This window comes from Shouchella rhizosphaerae (assembly GCF_036700015.1).
GTDB lineage: Bacteria > Bacillota > Bacilli > Bacillales > Bacillaceae_D > Shouchella > Shouchella rhizosphaerae.
The window spans coordinates 4,250,623-4,271,909 of sequence record NZ_CP144921.1 but is presented as its reverse complement, the minus strand read 5'-3'; the positions used below and the strand labels follow the sequence as shown (position 1 = coordinate 4,271,909).

The following is a 21,287-nucleotide window of genomic DNA, read 5'->3' as shown; positions in this document are numbered from 1 at the left end:
AGAAGCGGTTGCTCGTCAAACCAAATCGTCTATTTGCTCCTAGTGTCTTTGACACTGAGACTGATAGATAACTGTAAGAAAACCGCTGCTTTCGCAGCGGTTTTTTTTGCGGTTATTTCCGAGCGACCGAGAATGGGACAGCGTTTGCCAAAACTTATCAAAATAACATCCTTGCTTGCGCCATAAAGTGACAGACTTTCTTATGAAGATCTACTATACTAAATTCTATCACTGTGAGGGAGCAAGCCAATGACCGTTTACCTCGATTTGATCTGGTTGTTAAATGCAGGGATTGACTACTTGCTGCTTGCGGCTACTGCCCTTTTGTTAAAAAGGCGTTTTAGACAATGGCGCCTTGTCTTGGCGGCTTTGTTTGCATCGTTGATTGTCTTTTTAATGTTCACCCCTGCTGCGCCATTGTTTTTGAATCCTGTTATTAAACTTATTTATTCGGGGCTAATCGTATTCATTGCATTTGGCTACAAACGTTTTTCTTTCTTTCTGCAAAATCTGGCAAGTTTTTATTTTGTCACCTTTGTGACCGGAGGCGGCTTGTTTGCTATGCATTATTTCTTCGAAACCAATGTCGACGTGCTGGCGTTTTTGCCAGGTCATGGAGTAGGCGGAAGCATGGTCAGTTGGGCATTTGTGCTTATTGGTTTTCCACTCGCACTCTATTTTTGCAAACAACAATTTGGGGCAGTGAAAAGCAAACAGTTTCATGCGAGCCAGCTGGCAGAAGTGGAGTTTTGGATTGAAGGGATATCCTTTTCCGCCCCAGGATTAATTGATACGGGCAACCGTTTAAGAGATCCGTTAACGAAAATGCCCGTCATGGTTGCTGAGGCGGCACTGCTTTACAGTGCTTTTGGCAAACAGCAAGTCGACGCACTTCTTGAGTTGGAAGCTGAAAATGAACCGTCACCGCTCATGAAACGGGTGCGGCTGATTCCTTACCGTGCCGTTGGGCAAGGAAGTTCTTATATGGCCGCTTTAAAACCTGATCGTGTGAAAATCCGTTACCAAAATGAGGCGTATGAAACGAATCATGTCTTGATTGGATTATCCCGTGAGACGCTATCTCCAGAACAGCATTATCGTTGTATTGTTCACCCCCAAATCATGCACGAATATGCAAGCTAAATAGCAAAAGGAGGAACGTTTAATGATTAAGTTGAAACTGCAGTTGTTTTGGTACCGGCTTCTAAACAAGTTAGGGTTAAAAGCGGATGAAATTTATTACATAGGCGGAAGCGAGGCATTGCCGCCGCCGTTGTCGAAAGAAGAAGAGGCTGAACTATTGGGCAAGCTCCCAAGTGGAGACAAAGCGGTCCGTTCTGTGCTCATTGAACGGAATTTACGCTTAGTTGTCTACATTGCCCGCAAGTTTGAGAACACAGGCATCAATATTGAGGATTTGATTAGCATCGGCACAATTGGCTTAATCAAAGCGGTCAACACCTTTAATCCTGAAAAGAAAATTAAGCTCGCTACGTATGCCTCCCGCTGCATCGAGAATGAAATTTTAATGTACTTGCGGCGAAACAACAAAACACGTTCTGAAGTATCGTTTGATGAACCGCTCAATATTGATTGGGATGGCAATGAGCTGCTCTTGTCCGATGTGCTTGGTACAGAAGAAGACATTATTACGAGAGGGATTGAAGAACGCGTCGACCGCCGCTTGCTTGTCAAGGCGCTCCATACGTTATCGGAGCGGGAGAAACAAATTATGGAACTGCGTTTTGGCTTAGCTGGAGAAGAAGAAAAAACCCAAAAAGATGTCGCCGATATGCTGGGGATCTCCCAATCGTACATTTCCCGTTTAGAAAAGCGCATCATTAAACGGCTGCAAAAAGAATTTAGCAAAATGGTGTAAGACAGAGGACTCCCAAAATGGGGTTCCTCCTTTTTTATTTCACAAAAAATTTTTTCCAAGCTTCAACAGCGTCGTGTCAAAGGCCCATTCTTTCTAACTCATGTGAGCGGGTTTTTTGTAGTGCATATTTTTTTTGCCCAGGGAGATACTTTTTTTGACATCATCTTCCGTTTAGGGGGTAAGGAATGTGACTCGAAATAAAGTGGAAATCTGCGGCGTTGACACGTCGACGTTGCCAGTTTTAAAGAACGCTGAAATGCGGGAGTTGTTTACGAAGTTGCAAGCTGGCTATGAGCCAGCGAGAGAAACGCTCGTAAACGGGAATTTGCGCTTAGTGTTAAGTGTCATTCAGCGATTTAATAACCGTGGCGAGAACGTAGATGATTTGTTTCAAGTCGGCTGCATAGGATTAATGAAATCAATCGACAACTTCGATTTAAGCCAAAACGTCAAGTTTTCAACGTATGCGGTCCCTATGATTATTGGGGAAATTAGACGGTATTTACGGGACAATAATCCAATTCGGGTTTCACGCTCTCTTCGGGATATTGCCTATAAAGCGCTGCAAGTGCGTGACCAAATGATGGCGGAAAAAAAACGGGAGAAAGAACCGACCGTCCAAGAAATTGCTGCAGTACTAGAGGTGCCAAAAGAAGATGTTGTCTTTGCTCTAGATGCGATTCAAGATCCTGTCTCCTTGTTTGAGCCGATTTATAATGATGGCGGCGATCCAATCTTTGTGATGGACCAAATTAGTGATGAACGAAATAAAGATATAAACTGGGTAGAAGAAATTGCTTTAAAAGAGGCGATGGTCCGCTTAAATGACCGCGAAAAAACGATTTTGAACATGCGTTTCTTTCAAGGAAAAACGCAAATGGAAGTAGCCGAGGAGATCGGCATCTCACAAGCGCAAGTGTCTAGGCTAGAAAAAGGCGCGATCCAACAAATGAATAAACATATCGAATCATGAAGGCTAAAATCGATTTTGATTTTAGCCTTTTTTGTTTGGAGTTGCTGCTAGACTCTACTTTTTTTCATGCCAGGCTGTAAGCGCGCATACGTTTTATAAATGGATAACAGGAGGGAAAAGGAGCATGCAAAAAATTTCGGAGCTATCGCAAAAAGATATTGTCAATATGGAAAATGGCAAACGCCTAGGCCATTTAAATGATTTGGACATCAACTTGGAATCAGGGAAAATTGAAGCGATTGTCATTGCTGGCACTGGGAAAGTCATGCAGCTACTAGGGCAACGGGATGCAGCAGAATTGGTGATTCCGTGGAAAAACATTGTTAAAATTGGTTCTGACGTGATTTTAGTTGAAGTGCCTGAACGTTATCAGCCAAAAAGGGTCGCTAGCCCGATGGAGGAGGCAAGGAAGAAAGGATAAGTTTTGTTTCTTGTATGGCATGCCTTGTGATAAACTAAGACCATAAAGGAATTGCAACTAGTCGGGGGGATTCCATTTAATGGTTGAAGAGAAATGGGAAAAGCGGAGTGAGCGCGTGCTGGCGGCAACCGTTTTTTCAAACGTTATGCCGGGCATGTTTGCTGGATTTACAACACGGCACGGAGGCGTAAGCAAACGTCCTTATGCCACGTTGAATATGGGCTTTCATGTGGGCGACGACCAAAACGATGTACAAAGAAACCGCAGTCTTGTGGCAGCCGATATAGGGTTTCCCCTAACAAAATGGATTGGTTCAGAGCAAGTCCACCAAGCAGAGATAGCGGAAGTGACGGCGGCAGATGCTGGCAGGGGCGCTGATTGCCTAGAAACAGCGCTTCCTGGTTTAGATGGCATTTACACGCAAGAACAGGGGTTGTTGTTGACAAGCCTGTATGCGGACTGTGTCCCCCTATACTTTGCAGCAAAGTCGGCCGGTCTAATCGGTCTTTGCCATGCTGGCTGGAAAGGGAGCGTTGCCAAAATTGGCCCGAAACTGCTAGGCATCTGGAAAGAAAAGCATTGCGTTTCCGCAAGCGATGTCCATGTGTTAATAGGCCCCAGTATTTGTGCTTCCCGTTACGAGGTTGATGAAGTGGTTGCTTCCAAAGTAAAGGATGCCCTCGGCGGCGAAGCGGCTGGTGTGCTGACGCCAACCAAGCCTGGACATAGCCTGCTTGATTTGCCGATGTTGAATAAGCAGCTCCTAGTCGCTGCAGGTGTTAATCCATCTCATATACATACTTCAAACGTATGCACGTACGAAAGCGATGCGTTTTTCTCCCACCGCAAAGAAAAGGGGCGGACGGGCAGAATGATGAGCGCAATCGGGTTACAAAAAGGGTGAAAAATCAGTGAGTGTAAATGTTGCAGAAAACGTAGCAAACATAAAAATGCGAGTCAGGCAAGCATGCGAGCGGAGCGGGCGCGCTATTGAGGATGTGCGCATCATCGCTGTCACAAAATATGTCTCCGTTGCCACTGCCAAACAAGCGGTGGAAGCGGGAATTGCCGATATAGGTGAAAACCGGATTGAAGGTGCACTCGAAAAAGCAGCTGCCATTGGCCAAGCACGGCTCCATTTTGTCGGTTCGCTCCAATCGAGAAAGGTTAAAAACATTGTCAACGTTGTTTCATGCATCCATTCTTTGGACAGGTTGAGCTTGGCAAAAGAGATTGACAAGCGACTCGAGCCAGGAAAGACCATCGATTGTTTTGTACAAGTGAATGTTAGCGGCGAACAATCGAAAAATGGATTAGCGCCAGATGAAGTAAGGCCATTTATAAATGAACTGTCCGCTTATCCAGCCGTTCGGGTGATCGGTTTGATGACAATGGCCCCTTTTGAACAAGATGCAGAACGAACGAGGCCGATTTTTTCAAAGCTCAGAGAGCTTCGCGACCAAATAAAGGCGGACAAGCTTTCATATGCCCCGTGCACGGAGTTGTCAATGGGGATGTCTAACGATTTTGAAGTTGCAATCGAGGAAGGCGCAACGTTTATCCGTCTTGGAACGTCTCTTGTTGGCAAAGAGGAGTCGTAAAAAAGGAGAGGAAGGCCATGGGCTTTAAAACAAAGTTCAAGCGTTACTTTAACCTAGATGACCACGTTGAAGAAGTCGAGCGTTATGTAGAAGAACCTGAACAGCGTGACGAACGCCCTGCGCTTGAGAAGGGAAGGGCACCGAAAGAAAAGCAGACTGCAGGGATGGAACAAAATCAAAACATTGTAAGCTTGCAAAGTGTGCAAAAATCAGCGAAAATGATATTACTGGAACCGCGCTCTTATGATGAAGCTCAAGACATTGCCGACCATTTGAAACGACGCAAGGCGGTTGTCATCAATTTATTGCGGATTGAACAAGAGCAAGCGTTAAGAATAGTAGATTTTTTAAGTGGAACCGTTTATGCTATTGGAGGAGACATTCAAAAAATCGGACCAGGCATTTTTCTTTGTACGCCAGACAACGTGGAAATTACTGGCTCAATCAGTGATTGGGTCACAAGACAAACAGATAGCACGGTATGAGGAAAGTAGGTGACGGAATCACAAATGGAAACAATGGTCAACTTTATTTTTAACTTGCTTCAAAATGCCGCCTTTTTGTATTTAATAGCGATTTTCATTTACATTCTAATGTCATGGGTGGGCGGCCGCGATTCGGCTTTCGGGCAAGTGCTTGGGAAAGTGGTTGATCCCTATTTAGATATGTTTCGCAGCTTTATCCCGCCACTTGGCATGATTGATTTGTCGCCAGTTGTCGCCATTATCGTCCTCAACTTGGCAAGGCAAGGGCTTTACCCTTTGCAGCAAATGATTTTGTCGTGGCTGTAGGTGGGACTTAAAATGTATGAACACTTTCGCGAAGAAGAGCGCCCGTTTATTGACCATATCCAAACTCTTCGTGAACAGGCAACCCGCTATCATCAAGAAAAGTTAACTGGTTTTCTTGATCCGCGAATGCAAGAAGTTGCGAAGTCCGTTATTGGCCAAGACGGAGAGATCGATTTGCAGTTTTTTGGCGGAGCCGATGGATGCGAGCGCAAACGTGCGTCCATTCGCCCTGCTTACTTAAAAAATGAGCCAATCGATTGGGACATTTCCCTTTTTAAAGCCGCCTACGCGAATAAATTTGTGACGCTTACACATAGGGATGTGCTTGGCGCATTAATGAATACAGGCATGAAACGGGAAACGTTCGGCGATATTTCCGTTACGGACAATGCGTTTTATGTCGCCTGTACGAAAGAGGCAAGTGCTTATATCGCCATTGCGCTTAAGCAAGTTGGCAAGGCAACCGTTACTTTAGAAGAAACCGATACGCTTGATTTGCCTGACGAGAAGTGGGAAGAGAAGCCAGTGACTGTGTCCTCTCTGCGCTTAGATGCCCTCTTGAGCGCTTTGTATGGCCTATCAAGAGCGAAAGCGGCTGACTTGATCGGCAAGGGGCTCGTGAAAGTCAACTGGAAGGTAGTAGAACATCCTAGCTTCCGCGTGGCAATTGGCGATGATTTGTCTGTAAGAGGGGCTGGCCGGGCTAAAGTATTAAAGCAAGAAGGCGTGACAAAAAAGGACAAGTACCGGCTAGTGCTTGGCAAAAAAAGCTAGTTTTACATAGCGAGACGAGGCAAAATGGAGGATTTTCCGCGAAAAAGAAGGAATAAGCAAAGACGATGTCGAAAAAAATAAATGGATGATGAGTCTGTGATGGAGGTGGCTGCGTTGCCTTTAACGCCGTTGGATATTCATAATAAAGAATTTACCCGTGCTTTCCGCGGATATGACGAAGATGAAGTCAATGAGTTTTTGGACCAAGTCATTAAAGACTATGAAGCGGTGCTGCGTGAAAAGAAAGACTTGTTTGAGCAAGTGACTGCGCTTGATGAAAAGCTTTCCCATTTTACTAATATTGAAGAGACGCTAAATAAATCGATTCTCGTTGCACAAGAAGCGGCCGACGATTTGCGCAGCAATGCCCAAAAGGAAGCGCAGTTGATCGTGAAAGAAGCAGAGAAAAATGCGAATCGAATCGTGAACGAGGCGCTTTCAAAGTCACGGAAAGTCATGATGGAAATGGAAGAGCTTAAAAAGCAAGCATCTGTCTATAAAATGCGCTTCAAAATGTTGATTGAAGCACAAATGGAAATGCTGCAAACGGAAGACTGGGAACAGTTTGCTGGGAACGAAGATTTTGACGAAGAGGAACTGCTCAAAGAACAAGAAGAGCAGGAAAACGTATAACCAGTTGCATTTTCTGGGAACCGTCCTTATAATGAAACCATAAAATGAATGAACGTTAAAAACAAGGATAGGGACAGTGGGCAATCGCGTACATGCCAAAGCGAGCCGGGAGTGGTGGAAGCCCGGTGCATGGGCTTGCCCTGAATCGCCCTTGAGTTCTGCCTGCGAACCGCACATATGTTTATCCATTTGTGCTAGTAGTGGGGTGCGTGCTGCCTACGTTAACGGCGTGAAGTGGAAAAGGCGCCAGCGCTTTTTCTATGAGGGTGGTACCGCGGGAAAACCTTCTCGTCCCTTTTTGGGACGGGGAGGTTTTTGTTTTTAACAAATAAAGGAGCGAAAACGGTGGATTATAAACAAACATTACTAATGCCGAAAACGGCGTTTCCGATGCGTGGCAACTTGCCAAATAGCGAACCGAAACGCCAAGAACAATGGGAAGAGATGGACATTTATAAACAAGTGCAAGAACGCACAGAAGGCCGTCCTTACTTTGTTTTGCATGACGGCCCTCCATATGCAAACGGTGATATTCATATGGGGCACGCACTTAACAAAATCATTAAAGACTTTATCGTACGCTACAAATCCATGTCTGGCTTCCATGCCCCATATGTTCCTGGGTGGGATACCCATGGCTTGCCGATTGAAACGGCATTAACGAAAAACAAAAAAGTAGACCGAAAATCAATGAGCATTGCCGATTTTCGCAAGCTTTGCGAAGAGTATGCACTTGAGCAAATAAATAGCCAACGCCAGCAGTTCATGCGGCTCGGCGTCCGCGGCGACTGGTGGAAGCCCTATATTACGTTGGAAAAAGAATTTGAAGCGGAGCAAATCAAAGTTTTCGGGAAAATGGCTAAAAAAGGCTATATCTATAAAGGCAAAAAGCCTGTTTACTGGTCGCCATCTTCGGAGTCTGCCTTAGCGGAAGCAGAGATCGAATACTACGACAAACGTTCCGCTTCCATTTATGTCGCCTTTCAAGTTGCAGATGGAAAAGGGGTATTGCCTGAGGATGCTGCTTTAGTTATCTGGACGACGACACCATGGACCATTCCTGCAAACTTAGGCATCACCGTCCATCCTCAATTGGAATACAGCGTCGTGCGCACGGGCGGCCGTTCATTTGTTGTAGCAAGCGGTTTGCTTGAACATGTCCAAACGGAATTAAGTTGGGAAGATGTGGTTGTTGAAAAGACAGTCACAGGAAAAGAATTGGACTATATTGTTTGCCGCCATCCGTTTTATGATCGTGACTCCATTGTCATGAATGGTGAGCATGTGACGTTGGATGCTGGTACTGGCTGTGTCCATACGGCCCCTGGGCACGGCGTTGATGACTTTGTTGTCGGCCAAAAATACGGGCTAGATGTGTTATGCCCTATTGATGACAAAGGGATAATGACGAGTGAAGCGCCAGGTTTTGAAGGTGAATTTTATGACAACATTAACAAAATGGTGACTGAGAAACTAGAAGCAGTAGGCGCTCTGTTAAAGCTCGGGTTTATTACTCACTCGTACCCTCATGATTGGCGTACGAAAAAGCCTGTCATTTTCCGGGCAACGTCGCAGTGGTTTGCCTCAATCGCCAATATTCGTAAGGAATTGCTACAAGCGGTCGCAAATACAGAATGGATTCCAGCGTGGGGGGAAACGCGGCTGCATAATATGGTCCGTGACCGTGGCGACTGGTGTATTTCGCGGCAACGTGCGTGGGGCGTGCCAATTCCGGTTTTTTATGGCGAGGATGGCACTGAAATTGTTAGCGAGGAAACGATTGAACATGTCTCGAACTTGTTCCGTGAGCATGGCTCAAATGTCTGGTTTGAACGTGAGGCGAAAGACTTGCTGCCGCCAGGATTCACTTCTCCGCACAGCCCGAATGGCCATTTTACAAAAGAAACCGATATAATGGACGTTTGGTTTGATTCTGGATCGTCGCACCAAGGCGTTTTACGGGAACGAAATGACCTTGTGTTCCCGGCGGACCTTTATTTTGAAGGCAGCGACCAATACCGTGGTTGGTTTAACTCTTCGCTATCTACTTCGGTTGCAATTAATGGCGTTGCTCCGTATAAAGGGGTGCTGAGCCATGGCTTTGTGATGGACGGCGAAGGCAAAAAAATGAGCAAGTCCCTTGGCAACATTGTTGTGCCAAATACCGTTATGAAACAGCTTGGCGCGGACATTCTACGGCTTTGGGTGGCATCTGTCGATTATCAAGCCGACAGCCGCGTGTCTGATTCGATTTTAAAACAAGTTGCCGAAACATACCGGAAGATCCGCAATACATTCCGCTTTCTTCTTGGCAATTTGCATGATTTTGACCCGAAAATCAACGCTGTCCCACGGGATCAACTAACAGGCGTGCATGCGTTTTTGCTTGTACGTTTAAATGAGCTAACGAAACGCATGCATGAAGGCTACAATGAGTATCAGTTCTTAAATGTCTATAATCACTTCCGCAATTTTTGCACGGTGGAATTGAGTTCCTTTTATATGGACATTTCAAAGGATACGCTTTATATCGAACACGCTGACCATCCTGAACGCCGCGCTTTCCAGACGGTAATGTATGAGGTAGTGACGGCACTGACTAAACTGATTGCCCCGATTTTGCCTCACACGGCAGATGAAGTATGGGAAAACATTCCTGGCGTCAGCGAACAAAGCGTACAACTCACGGATATGCCAACTGCCGAAGAATTAAGCGGTACAGATGAGTTAAAAGCACACTGGCAAGCCTTTATGGATATCCGAGCGGATGTGCTTAAAGCATTAGAAGTAGCCCGAAATGAGAAAGTAATTGGTAAGTCGCTGCAAGCATCGTTGACGCTTTATCCAAATAAGCAAGCACGTGCTCTGCTTGAAGCGACCGAAGGCTTGAAAAAACTATTCATTGTCTCCAATGTACAAATCGCTAATGACGGCGACGAAGTGCCAGCAGCTGCACAACAATTTGCGGATGTTGCTGTGCTTGTGGAAAAAGCGGAAGGCGAAACGTGCGAGCGTTGTTGGCAAGTCTCCAATACAGTTGGAGCAGATGAAAAGCATCCTACTTTGTGCTTGTCATGTGCCCAAACCGTTACGAACCACTACAATGACGTCGTTTAAGGCAACGATCAGCTTGTGTCCACATCCCATTGAACGAGGAGTCTTGAGCTAGTCGAGTGTACACTCGACTAGCTTTTTTCGTGTTCTTTTGTATTTCCGATCTGGTTAGATTTGCTTGGGCAAAAACGGCTGTTTTTGGTGATGCTAATTTCAAGAAGGGGGATGTTAGCATGGATCAAAAGTGGTTAAAACTAAAACAAGCATTACAACAACAAAAGCACGAGTTAGAACAAACACTTGCCAATCAAATCAATGACCATGATACAGGGGAACTATCACAGTATGACAACCATCCTGCTGATACAGCGACGGACTTATTCGAACGGGAAAAGGACCAAGCTGTTCACAATCATATAAAAGATGAACTTCATGAAGTTGAACATGCACTGGAAAAATTTAACGATGGTTCGTACGGCATTTGCGAGAAGACAGGGAAAGCGATTCCTTATGAGCGCTTGGAAGCTTATCCAGCAGCGAGAACGGTAGTGGAAGAAAGCAGGCCGTTTGAGGAGTACCGCCCTGTTGAGGAAGATGTCTTAAAAGGGTTTGAAGCTTATAACAATGATGATAAGGACGCTACCTTTTTTGACGGCGAAGACGCATACCAATCTGTTGCCCGTTTCCATGATACATCGCCGGAATATGACGAGGAAACAGGGGATACGGACGAGTATGGCGCAAACGGAGTAGAGGCATATGAAGGCTTCTTATCAACGGGGATAGACGGTTATCATGGCCCTGACAGTGTCCAAATTGAACGCAACGACCATTACAAACGATATCGCCGCGACTAAGATTGCTCACCGCTAGCGGGCGCTTACAAACAAGTAAACGCTCGCAAACTTCATATAAGCAAGAATTGACTTAGGGGTTGGGCAGTGTCGAAAGGTCGCTCGTTTTTGGCACGACGCGCGCGTTTGCTTTAATCTGAAGCGGACATTTTCATGGATTTATGCTACACTTACCCTATGTATATGAAGTGGGGGAAAAGCAATGGCATACATAGTGGCACTGATCATTATCGCACTAGACCAGTTAACGAAGTGGCTAGTCGTAACTTCTATGGAGTTGGGCGAACGAATCCCGATTATTGATCAAGTCCTTTACCTATATTCTCATCGCAATACAGGAGCCGCTTTCGGCATTTTGCAAGGCCAAATGTGGTTCTTTTACGTCGTTACCACCATCATTGTTGGTGTGATCATTTATCTCATCCAAACAGAAGCAAAAGGCAACCGCTTGTTAAAAATCGCTCTCGGACTTGTGCTAGGAGGGGCGATTGGCAATTTCATTGACCGCCTTTTACGGCAAGAAGTCGTCGATTTTATCGATACATTTGGCGATTTCCCGATTTTTAATATCGCTGATTCAGCCTTGACCATTGGCGTCGGCCTTTTTTTACTAAACATATTGATTCAAGGGCGCAATGAAAAAAGGAGCACACGATAAATGGAGCAATGGATCATTACAAAAGAACACCACGAACAGCGTATTGATAAAGTGGTCGTTGATTTGCACGGACAAGCATCGCGGACAGCGGTTCAACGCTGGATAAATGAAGGAGCTGTGCTTGTCAATGAGAAAGAAGTCAAAACAAATTCAAAAGTTCAGCAAGGCGACAAAGTCACGCTGACAGAACCAGCAGCCCAGGAAGTGGAACTTTTAGGGGAAGATATCCCGTTAGACGTTGTTTATGAAGATAGCGATGTGATCGTCGTCAACAAGCCCCGGGGCTTGGTTGTCCATCCTGCTCCTGGACATGAGAGTGGCACGCTCGTCAATGCTCTGTTGTTTCATTGCAAAGACCTCTCAGGCATTAATGGGGAAATTCGTCCAGGGATTGTCCACCGTATTGACAAAGATACATCGGGTCTCATTATGGCTGCAAAACATGACGCTGCCCACGAGCATTTGGCGGCCCAGTTAAAAGCAAAGACGACTGAAAGACGTTACAAAGCAATCGTTCATGGCGTGATCCCACATGCAAAAGGGACGATTGACGCACCGATCGGTCGAGACCCAAAAGACCGCCAGAAGATGGCTGTCACCCATGTCAACAGCCGGCCGGCTGTGACCCATTTTTCACTGGAGGAAACGTTCAAACAATATAGTTATATATCTTGTGAACTGGAAACGGGACGAACACACCAAATCCGCGTCCATTTCAACTATATCGGCCATCCATTAGCAGGCGATCCGAAATATGGTCCGAAAAAAACGCTCCCGATCAATGGCCAAGCTTTGCACGCGGAAACACTTGGCTTTACCCATCCACGAACAGGGGAACGACTCCGTTTTTCTGCACCTCTCCCAGCAGAGATGGAAAAATTGCTCGTTGATTTGCGAAATGTCCATTGACAACCATTGACGAGTTTGCAATAATGAGTGAGATAGAAAACGTCCTTTAAACGAGTCCTGTGAGGCTGGCAAGGAGACGGAATGGCATAGGTGAAGTATGCCAAAAATCCCTGCTGCCTTTAGGACAGCAGGGATTTTTTGTACAGAGGAGGGGATCGCAATTTCGAGAATCATTTTAGATGGCGATGCGATTCGCCGCGCGATTACACGAATGTCCCATGAAGTGATTGAACGCAACAAAGGCGTTGATAACTGTGTGATTGTCGGCATTAAAACACGTGGTATTTATCTGGCCAAACGGCTAGCTGAACGGATTGAGGAAATTGAAGGGCAGGCTGTTCCTGTCGGCGAAGTCGACATTACCCTTTACCGGGATGACTTGACGCCGTCGACATCAAACAATGAGCCACTTTTGCGCGGCACCAATATTCCCGTTGATGTTACCGGCCGTACCATTATTCTTGTCGATGATGTCCTTTATACTGGGCGGACTGTGCGAGCTGCTCTGGATGCACTGGTCGATCTTGGCCGTCCAGCATCGATCCAACTTGCTGTTCTTATTGACCGGGGGCACCGGGAACTGCCGATCCGTCCTGATTATGTTGGCAAGAACGTGCCGACCTCTAAAAAAGAACGAATCTCGGCGCAACTACGGGAAGTAGACGCCCAAGACACTGTGACAATTATATAAACCCTCTTTAAACGCAGTCCAGTGAGGCTGGCAAGAGGACCGAAACGCACGCTGTTTTTTGCCTGCGCTTCTTTCTTGCCGCCTCCTGTGCTTGCACAGGAGGTTTTTTATTAGCTTAGGAAGCGAAGGAGATTAATTATGAAGCAAACGAACATGAGATTAGGCATCAAAGAAATTCCACGCCCTGGAGAGTGGCTGCTGTTTAGCTTACAGCATTTATGCGCCATGTTTGGGGCAACTGTACTTGTTCCCTTTCTTGTTGGCATGAGCCCGGCTACAGCTCTTTTTTCAAGCGGTCTCGGAACACTTGCATTTATTCTTGTCACAAAAGGGCAAGTTCCTGCATACCTCGGCTCCAGCTTTGCTTTTATCGTGCCACTGACAACCTCGCAGGCACTTGGCGGGATAGAGGGAGCGATGGTCGGCAGTTTCTTTGCCGGTTTGGTATATGGGATTGTCGCCCTGTTTATTAAATTCGCTGGTACAGGCTGGATTACAAAAGTATTGCCGCCAATTGTTGTCGGCCCAGTGATTATGGTAATTGGGTTAAGCCTAGCCACAACCGCTGTTGGAAATGCCATGTATTTGCCTAATTCAGAAGAATATAGCCTCGTTCATATCGCTACGGCAGGCGTCACTTTATTCGTAGCTGTTGTCGCAACGATGTATTTCAAAGGATTTCTAAACTTAATCCCGATTTTGTTAGGCTTAATTGCTGGCTACTTGTTCGCCCTTTGGCAAGGGTTGATTGATTTAGAACCGATCCGCACAGCCAGCTGGTTCTCTGTCCCTGAATTAATCGTTCCATTTGTGACGTATTCGCCAACAGTTAACTGGGCCATTGTTGCAATCATGGCGCCAGTGGCTCTCGTAACGCTCGCAGAACACACGGGCCAATTGATGGTATTAAGCAAAGTAGCTGGCAAAAACTTTCTTAAGCAACCAGGAATGCACAGAACGGTGATGGGGGATGGGTTGGCGACTATGATTGCAGCCGCAGTTGGCGGTCCGCCAAATACCACTTACGGCGAAAACGTCGGTGTTGTCGCCATCACGAGAGTGTTCAGCGTATTTGTTGTCGGCGGCGCCGCCGTGTTGGCTATCGCATTCGCCTTTGTCGGCAAAGTAGCGGCATTGATTAGTTCGATTCCTCCAGCAGTAATGGGCGGTGTTTCGATCCTCCTATTTGGCATTATTGCCTCGGCTGGCATTCGAATGCTTGTCGATAATCGAGTTGACATGGGTGAAAAACGAAATATGGTGATTGCTTCCATTATCCTGGTGATTGGCATTGGCGGTGCTGCGGTCCGCTTTACTGATTCGTTTGAAATTGCCGGCATGTCCCTTGCGACGGTCATCGGCCTTATTCTTCACGGGTTGTTGCCGAACCGCAGTGTTAGTTACGGACAAAAAGACATGTTTGAATCAGACGCCAATTAAAAGCGCTGATTCGCGCCTAATTGTTGCCATAGACGTTTGCTTAAAAAAAGGAGGCCGACTACATGTTAAGCGCACAAATCGAGAAAGCCACACAAAAAGGCTTGTGCACGATGAATGAGATGGGTGTAAGCGAGGTGTTAGACCTCCTAAAAACGGCTGAATCATTTGCGGCTGGAGCTGTTTGGAAACCAAGGATGCAACTGTTTGTGGCGAACTTGTTTTTTGAACCGAGCACGAGAACCCGCTTTAGCTTTGAAGTCGCTGAGCGGCGCCTCGGCTTAGAAGTGCTGCAATTCGATGGGCAGCACGCGAGCACGCAAAAAGGAGAGAGCCTGTATGATACAGCACGTACACTGGAATCAATTGGAGCAAGCGCGCTTGTCATTCGCCACCGCCAAGACGCTTACTTTCATGAGTTAAAGGGACTGTCAGTGCCAATCATTAACGCAGGCGATGGCTGTGGCAACCATCCAACTCAATCGCTGCTTGACTTATTAACAATCAAACAAGAATTCAGCTCGTTTTCAGGCTTACATGTTGTCATTGCTGGTGACTTGGCTCATAGCCGTGTAGCTCGCTCCAATGCAGACATTTTGACAAGGCTCGGCGCTCGTGTATCCGTTGCTGGGCCAATTGAGTGGATGGGTGAGTTTACAGATACGTACACGCACGTCTCAATGGACGAAGCTGCCAGACAAGCAGATGTCCTGATGATGCTTCGCGTCCAACATGAACGTCATGATGACAACGCGCTATTTTCTAAAGAGGCGTACCATCAAGCATATGGTTTAACCGAACAACGTGAAGCACTAATGGCAAAACAAAGTATCATCATGCACCCCGCACCTGTTAACCGAGACGTTGAAATCGCGAGCGTGCTCGTTGAGTGCAAACGGTCACGGATTTACAAACAGAGCGCCAATGGCGTTGCCGTACGCATGGCTGTGTTAAAGCGGGCACTTGCATAACAGCGATTAGACTACAAAAAAGGGGATGAGCGACAATGGCAATGAAAGTGACTGGTGGGTTTATTCTTGACGAAAATGGCGAACAAGTAGCTAAAGATGTGTATATAAAAGACGGAAAAATTGTTGAGCATGTTGCTGATGGGGACATTCGTGAACAATTTGATGCAACAGGTTTGTTGATCAGCCCAGGTTTTGTTGACGTACATGTTCATTTGCGTGAACCAGGTGGCGAGAAGAAAGAAACAATTGAAACAGGAACTAAAGCCGCGGCACGGGGTGGCTTTACGACAGTGGCAGCTATGCCCAATACGCGCCCTGTCCCTGACAATGCTGAACAATTGGACCTGTTGCAAGCGCGTATTTCGGAAACGGCAGTGGTGCGCGTGCTTCCGTATGCTTCGATTACAACAAGGCAACTTGGCCAAGAGTTAACAGACTTTAAGGCATTAAAAGAAGCGGGGGCATTCGCTTTTACAGACGATGGCGTCGGCATTCAAGAAGCAGGGATGATGCTTTCGGCAATGAAAGAAGCAGCAGCATTAAATATGGCCGTTGTCGCCCATTGCGAAGACAATTCACTTATAAATGGCGGCGCTGTTCACGAAGGCCACTATGCAAAAGCACACGGCTTGAATGGCATTCCCTCTGTTTGTGAAGCCGTCCATATCGCCCGCGATGTGTTGCTGGCCGAAGCGGCTGGTGCTCACTATCACGTCTGCCATGTTTCCACAAAAGAATCGGTGCGTACGATCCGTGATGCGAAAAAAGCAGGCATACGCGTAACCGCAGAAGTGACACCACATCACTTGCTTTTATGCGAAGACGATATCATTGGCAAAGATCCGAATTTTAAAATGAATCCGCCTCTTCGCGCAAAAGAAGACCGTGACGCATTAGTAGCCGGTTTGCTCGATGGCACGATTGATTTCATAGCAACTGACCATGCGCCGCATACAGCAGAAGAAAAGAGTGCTTCACTCGAACGGGCGCCATTTGGCATCGTCGGATTGGAAACCGCCTTTCCGCTTTTATATACACATTTTGTCAAGCCAGGAACATTTACGCTAAAACAGCTTATCGATTGGTTGACAGTCAAGCCGGCGCAAACATTTAATCTTCCATATGGGACACTCCAAGTTGGGGCAGCAGCCGATCTAACGCTGATTGACTTAAAGGCAAATGAAACCATTGACCCGAGTATGTTTTTGTCGAAAGGCAAAAATACCCCTTTTGCTGGCTGGGACTGTGCAGGCATCCCACAAGCGACGATGGTGGCAGGAAAAACTGTGTATAAAAAGGAGCGTATCACCAATGAATAAACTGCTTGTTCTTGAAGACGGTACAGTTTTAAGAGGAGAAGGATTTGGCGCTGATGTCGAAATGAGCGGGGAAGTCGTCTTCAATACGGGCATGACTGGCTACCAAGAAATTATGTCTGATCCCTCTTATTGCGGGCAAATCGTCATGCTGACCTATCCGCTAATTGGCAATTATGGCATTAACCGCGACGATTTTGAATCACTGCAACCAGCGATTGCCGGATTGATTGTGCGTGAAATCGAGCACGAACCAAGCCATTGGCGCAAACAAGAATCGCTGCACGACCTACTTGCCGCCAAAGGCATTCCTGGGATTGCTGGCATTGATACACGCATGTTAACAAGAAAAATTCGCGCACATGGCACACGCCGTGGCCGCATTTGCGATCTTGATGTAGACGTCGAACAAGTGGCAAGGGGTTTGCGGGAAAGCAAGCCGCTTACTGACCAAGTTGCCCGTGTATCAACGAATACTGCTTACCATGTACCAGGGAAAGGCATGCGGGTTGCTTTAATCGATTGCGGCATGAAACATGGTATTCTGCAATCACTCATCGACCGCCATTGTGATGTCGTCGTTGTCCCTTACAATACAGGTGCAGATGAGATTAAGCGCCTTGGCGTCGATGGTGTGCTTGTTTCAAATGGACCAGGCGACCCAGAAAATGTCCCTGAGACAGTGGAAACAGTCAAGCAACTGCTTGGCGATATCCCTCTTTTCGGCATTTGCTTAGGCCACCAATTGCTGGCGCTTGCTTGTGGAGCGACGACGAGCAAGATGACATTTGGCCACCGTGGTTCCAACCACCCCGTACGGGAGCTCGCTACTGGACGAATTGACATTACCGCCCAAAACCACGGCTATACAGTCGATGCTGCGTCATTGGAAGGGACTGCGCTCAAGCTCACACATGTGGCTGTCAATGATGGCTCCGTTGAAGGCCTTCGCCATAAAGAAGGGCATGCATTTAGCGTGCAGTATCATCCAGAAGCATCGCCTGGCCCTCATGACGCCAGCCATTTATTTGATACGTTTATCCACATGATGACCGAAAAAAAAGGAAAAGTTTACGCATAACAGCTAGGAGCGTGTGAATATGCCAAAACGGACAGACTTAACAAAAATACTTGTTATCGGCTCAGGGCCCATTGTAATTGGACAGGCAGCAGAGTTTGATTATGCCGGAACGCAGGCATGCCAAGCGCTGAAAGAAGAAGGGTATGAAGTCATTTTAATTAATTCGAACCCAGCGACAATCATGACAGATACAGCAATGGCGGATAGGGTTTATATTGAACCGCTCACGCTTGAATTTGTTACCCGGATTATCCGCAAAGAACGCCCCGACGGCCTTTTGCCGACATTAGGCGGACAAACGGGCTTAAACATGGCGCTTGAATTAAAAAATGCTGGGATTCTTGAGCAGTATCAAATCGAGCTGCTCGGCACGAAACTAGATGCGATTGAGCAAGCAGAAGACAGAGAACAATTTCGGGCGTTAATGAACGTGCTTGGCGAACCAGTTCCAGAAAGTGAAATCGTCCATACGCTTGACGAAGCGTTCGCCTTTGTCGAAACGATTGGCTACCCTGTCATTATTCGTCCTGCTTATACGCTTGGCGGCACTGGCGGGGGGATTGCTTATAATGATGAAGATTTAGCAGAAATCGTTGCGAGCGGATTAAAATACAGCCCTGTTACACAATGTTTAGTCGAAAAGAGCATTGCTGGCTTTAAAGAAGTAGAATACGAAGTGATGCGTGACAGCAAAGATGAAGCCATCGTCGTCTGCAACATGGAAAACTTTGATCCTGTTGGCGTCCATACTGGCGATTCCATCGTATTTGCACCTAGCCAAACGCTTTCTGATAACGACTACCAAATGTTGAGAAATTCAGCCCTTTCGATTATCCGCGCTCTTGGCATAGAAGGTGGCTGCAATGTCCAGTTTGCCCTTGATGCACACAGCGACCAGTATTACATCATTGAAGTCAACCCGCGGGTGAGCCGCTCTTCGGCGCTGGCCTCGAAAGCGACAGGCTACCCGATTGCGAAAATCGCAGCCAAAATTGCAGTCGGCTACCATTTGGATGAACTGAAAAATCCAGTAACAGAAACGACGTATGCCAGCTTTGAACCGAGCCTTGACTATGTCGTCGCGAAAATACCGCGCTGGCCGTTTGATAAATTCGAATCAGCCAACCGCAAACTTGGTACGCAAATGAAAGCGACAGGAGAAGTGATGGCAATCGGCCGCTCCTTGGAAGAATCGCTTTTAAAAGCAATTCGCTCTCTAGAAGCTGGCTATGATCATTTGTTCGATGAACAGTTAGAAAAGAAGCCGGAAGACGAGCTATTAGAAAAAATAGCAAAAGCAGACGATGAACGGCTGTTTGCGATTGGCGCTTTGCTGCGAAAAGGCATTTCAGTAGAGACCATTTATGAAACGACAAGCATCGACCGCTTTTTCTTGCAAAAGCTTGCGCGTATTGTTGCTCTAGAAGAGACGATAAACGAGGCCCGTAGCAATGAGGCGATGTTATTGCGCCTGAAACGTGCTGGCTTTTCAGATTCCTACATTGGCCGCAAGTGGGGCAGTGAAGAGAAAGATGTTTTTGCAGTAAGGCAACAGGCAGGAATTGTGCCCGTATATAAAATGGTTGACACCTGTGCAGCAGAATTTGCTTCACCAACGCCTTACTTTTACAGCACCTACGAACAAGAGAATGAATCACAGCGGACAGAAAAAGAGAGCATTCTTGTTTTAGGCTCAGGCCCTATCCGCATTGGACAAGGAATTGAGTTCGACTATGCGACCGTCCATACAGTATGGGCCATTAAGGAAGCCGGTTATGAAGCCATTATTATGAACAACAATCCAGAAACGGTGTCGACAGACTTTTCTACTTCAGACAAACTCTACTTCGAGCCATTGACAGTTGAAGATGTGATGCACGTCGTCGGTTTAGAGAAACCAAAAGGCGTGATTGTCCAATTTGGTGGGCAAACAGCTATTAATCTAGCAGCCGCTTTAGCAGAGCGGGGCGTTTCCATTATTGGCACAACGCTTGAAGATATGGACAGGGCAGAAGACCGGGACAAGTTTGAACAAACACTTGTAGAACTAGGGATTCCGCAGCCGCTTGGCAAAACAGCTACATCCGTTGACGGAGCTGTCGCTATTGCCCGTAAAATCGGCTATCCTGTTTTAGTGCGCCCTTCGTATGTCCTTGGCGGCCGGGCAATGGAAATTGTCTACCATGAGGAAGAGTTGCTGCGCTATATGCAGACGGCAGTTAAAGTGAATCCGAAGCACCCTGTGCTTGTCGACCGCTATTTGACAGGAAAAGAACTAGAAGTCGATGCGATTAGTGACGGCAACGACGTTTACATTCCTGGGATTATGGAACATATTGAACGGGCAGGCGTCCATTCTGGCGATTCGATTGCTGTTTATCCGCCGCAAACCGTGCCAGACCATTTGAAGCAACGCTTAATTGAGCGGACAACGAGCATAGCTAAAGGGTTAAACATTGTCGGTCTTTTGAACATCCAATTTGTTTGGCATAAAGATGACGTCTATGTCCTTGAGGTAAACCCGCGCTCAAGCCGGACCGTGCCATTTTTAAGCAAAATTACGGGCGTGCCAATGGCTAAAGTTGCCACGCATGTCATGCTCGGCAAAACACTGCGCCAGCTCGGCTACCAATCAGGCTACCACCCAGAGACGGAGGAAGTGTCTGTAAAAGTGCCAGTGTTCTCCTTTGCCAAATTACGCCGCGTCGATATTTCCCTCGGCCCGGAAATGAAATCAACAGGTGAAGTAATGGGGCGGGATCAAACGTTGGAAAAAGCGCTCTACAAGGGCCTTGTTGCTTCAGGCATGAACATCCCTGCCCACGGTGCGGTATTGTTTACAATCGCTGATAAAGATAAAAATGAATCAGTCAGCATTGCCAAACGGTTCCATGAAATTGGCTATAGCCTTGTGGCCACATCCGGGACGGCAAATGTACTGGCAGAAGCGGGCATCCCAGTCAAAGTCGTTAACAAAATTAATGAAGGGGAACCTCATTTGCTTGATCTAATCCGCCAAGGCGAAGTCCAGTTTGTCATTAATACATTGACCAGAGGCAAACAACCAGCGCGTGATGGTTTTCGGATTCGCCGTGAGTCCGTAGAAAATGGCGTTGTCTGCTTAACGTCCATTGATACAGCACAAGCGCTGCTCAGCGTGCTTGAGTCGATTACATTTGCAACTTGGAGCATGCCGCAACACGGGTAATTTTTTCTGAGCCACTTGCCTAAAGCTTGTGGCTCT

20 protein-coding genes and 1 other annotated feature are annotated in these 21,287 nt (G+C 46.7%); all 20 genes read left to right on the top strand.

Features of this window, described 5'->3' with window-relative positions:
- Window positions 1–249: 249 nt before the first annotated feature.
- The 20 genes from spoIIGA (at window position 250) to carB (ending at window position 21,251) form a co-directional block, all read left to right on the top strand.
- Window positions 250–1,143, top strand: a complete 894-nt coding sequence (gene spoIIGA, locus V5G21_RS21335; RefSeq protein WP_073304231.1) for a sigma-E processing peptidase SpoIIGA — start codon at window positions 250–252, stop codon at window positions 1,141–1,143.
- Between the two features lie 22 nt (window positions 1,144–1,165).
- A complete protein-coding gene (gene sigE / locus V5G21_RS21330) occupies window positions 1,166–1,879 on the top strand; it encodes an RNA polymerase sporulation sigma factor SigE (protein WP_011247194.1) in 714 nt (237 codons plus the stop codon).
- Window positions 1,880–2,066: 187 nt separating this feature from the next.
- A complete protein-coding gene (gene sigG, locus V5G21_RS21325; RefSeq protein ID WP_011247193.1) occupies window positions 2,067–2,852 on the top strand; it encodes an RNA polymerase sporulation sigma factor SigG in 786 nt (261 codons plus the stop codon).
- A gap of 124 nt (window positions 2,853–2,976) precedes the next feature.
- Window positions 2,977–3,273 carry a YlmC/YmxH family sporulation protein gene (locus V5G21_RS21320; RefSeq protein WP_011247192.1) on the top strand — a complete coding sequence of 99 codons (297 nt, stop codon included), beginning with the start codon at window positions 2,977–2,979 and terminating at the stop codon, window positions 3,271–3,273.
- Window positions 3,274–3,352: 79 nt separating this feature from the next.
- The gene (gene pgeF / locus V5G21_RS21315; RefSeq protein ID WP_050748977.1) at window positions 3,353–4,177 is read left to right on the top strand and encodes a peptidoglycan editing factor PgeF; all 825 of its coding nucleotides are present in this window, start codon (window positions 3,353–3,355) and stop codon (window positions 4,175–4,177) included.
- Between the two features lie 46 nt (window positions 4,178–4,223).
- Entirely contained in the window at window positions 4,224–4,874 is a 651-nt protein-coding gene (locus V5G21_RS21310) for a YggS family pyridoxal phosphate-dependent enzyme (RefSeq protein WP_338465532.1), read from the top strand.
- Between the two features lie 17 nt (window positions 4,875–4,891).
- Window positions 4,892–5,359, top strand: a complete 468-nt coding sequence (locus V5G21_RS21305; RefSeq protein WP_011247189.1) for a cell division protein SepF — start codon at window positions 4,892–4,894, stop codon at window positions 5,357–5,359.
- A 9-nt stretch (window positions 5,360–5,368) separates the two neighbouring features.
- Window positions 5,369–5,665: a YggT family protein gene (locus tag V5G21_RS21300; protein WP_306204192.1), complete on the top strand. Its 297-nt coding sequence runs from the start codon at window positions 5,369–5,371 to the stop codon at window positions 5,663–5,665.
- 12 nt (window positions 5,666–5,677) lie between these two features.
- Window positions 5,678–6,439 carry an RNA-binding protein gene (locus V5G21_RS21295; RefSeq protein ID WP_073304224.1) on the top strand — a complete coding sequence of 254 codons (762 nt, stop codon included), beginning with the start codon at window positions 5,678–5,680 and terminating at the stop codon, window positions 6,437–6,439.
- A gap of 114 nt (window positions 6,440–6,553) precedes the next feature.
- A complete protein-coding gene (locus V5G21_RS21290; RefSeq protein ID WP_011247186.1) occupies window positions 6,554–7,072 on the top strand; it encodes a DivIVA domain-containing protein in 519 nt (172 codons plus the stop codon).
- A gap of 55 nt (window positions 7,073–7,127) precedes the next feature.
- Window positions 7,128–7,371: a binding site (T-box leader), on the top strand.
- 46 nt (window positions 7,372–7,417) lie between these two features.
- Window positions 7,418–10,189: an isoleucine--tRNA ligase gene (gene ileS, locus V5G21_RS21285; protein WP_063608398.1), complete on the top strand. Its 2,772-nt coding sequence runs from the start codon at window positions 7,418–7,420 to the stop codon at window positions 10,187–10,189.
- 170 nt (window positions 10,190–10,359) lie between these two features.
- A complete protein-coding gene (locus V5G21_RS21280; protein ID WP_011247184.1) occupies window positions 10,360–10,983 on the top strand; it encodes a yteA family sporulation protein in 624 nt (207 codons plus the stop codon).
- Between the two features lie 199 nt (window positions 10,984–11,182).
- On the top strand, window positions 11,183–11,638 hold the full coding sequence (gene lspA / locus V5G21_RS21275; protein ID WP_011247183.1) for a signal peptidase II: 456 nt from the start codon (window positions 11,183–11,185) through the stop codon (window positions 11,636–11,638).
- Window positions 11,639–12,547: an RluA family pseudouridine synthase gene (locus V5G21_RS21270; RefSeq protein WP_063608310.1), complete on the top strand. Its 909-nt coding sequence runs from the start codon at window positions 11,639–11,641 to the stop codon at window positions 12,545–12,547. It abuts the gene before it with no gap.
- Between the two features lie 211 nt (window positions 12,548–12,758).
- Complete coding sequence (pyrR, locus tag V5G21_RS21265) at window positions 12,759–13,238, top strand: bifunctional pyr operon transcriptional regulator/uracil phosphoribosyltransferase PyrR (RefSeq protein ID WP_235360747.1); 480 nt, start codon at window positions 12,759–12,761, stop codon at window positions 13,236–13,238.
- A 138-nt stretch (window positions 13,239–13,376) separates the two neighbouring features.
- Complete coding sequence (locus V5G21_RS21260; RefSeq protein WP_011247180.1) at window positions 13,377–14,678, top strand: uracil-xanthine permease family protein; 1,302 nt, start codon at window positions 13,377–13,379, stop codon at window positions 14,676–14,678.
- A gap of 62 nt (window positions 14,679–14,740) precedes the next feature.
- The gene (locus V5G21_RS21255; protein WP_011247179.1) at window positions 14,741–15,646 is read left to right on the top strand and encodes an aspartate carbamoyltransferase catalytic subunit; all 906 of its coding nucleotides are present in this window, start codon (window positions 14,741–14,743) and stop codon (window positions 15,644–15,646) included.
- Window positions 15,647–15,681: 35 nt separating this feature from the next.
- On the top strand, window positions 15,682–16,965 hold the full coding sequence (locus tag V5G21_RS21250; RefSeq protein ID WP_063608311.1) for a dihydroorotase: 1,284 nt from the start codon (window positions 15,682–15,684) through the stop codon (window positions 16,963–16,965).
- Window positions 16,958–18,043, top strand: a complete 1,086-nt coding sequence (carA, locus tag V5G21_RS21245; RefSeq protein ID WP_073304222.1) for a glutamine-hydrolyzing carbamoyl-phosphate synthase small subunit — start codon at window positions 16,958–16,960, stop codon at window positions 18,041–18,043. The genes V5G21_RS21250 and carA overlap by 8 nt, the downstream gene beginning before the upstream one ends.
- 19 nt (window positions 18,044–18,062) lie before the next feature.
- Complete coding sequence (gene carB, locus V5G21_RS21240) at window positions 18,063–21,251, top strand: carbamoyl-phosphate synthase large subunit (RefSeq protein WP_011247176.1); 3,189 nt, start codon at window positions 18,063–18,065, stop codon at window positions 21,249–21,251.
- Window positions 21,252–21,287: the final 36 nt, after the last annotated feature.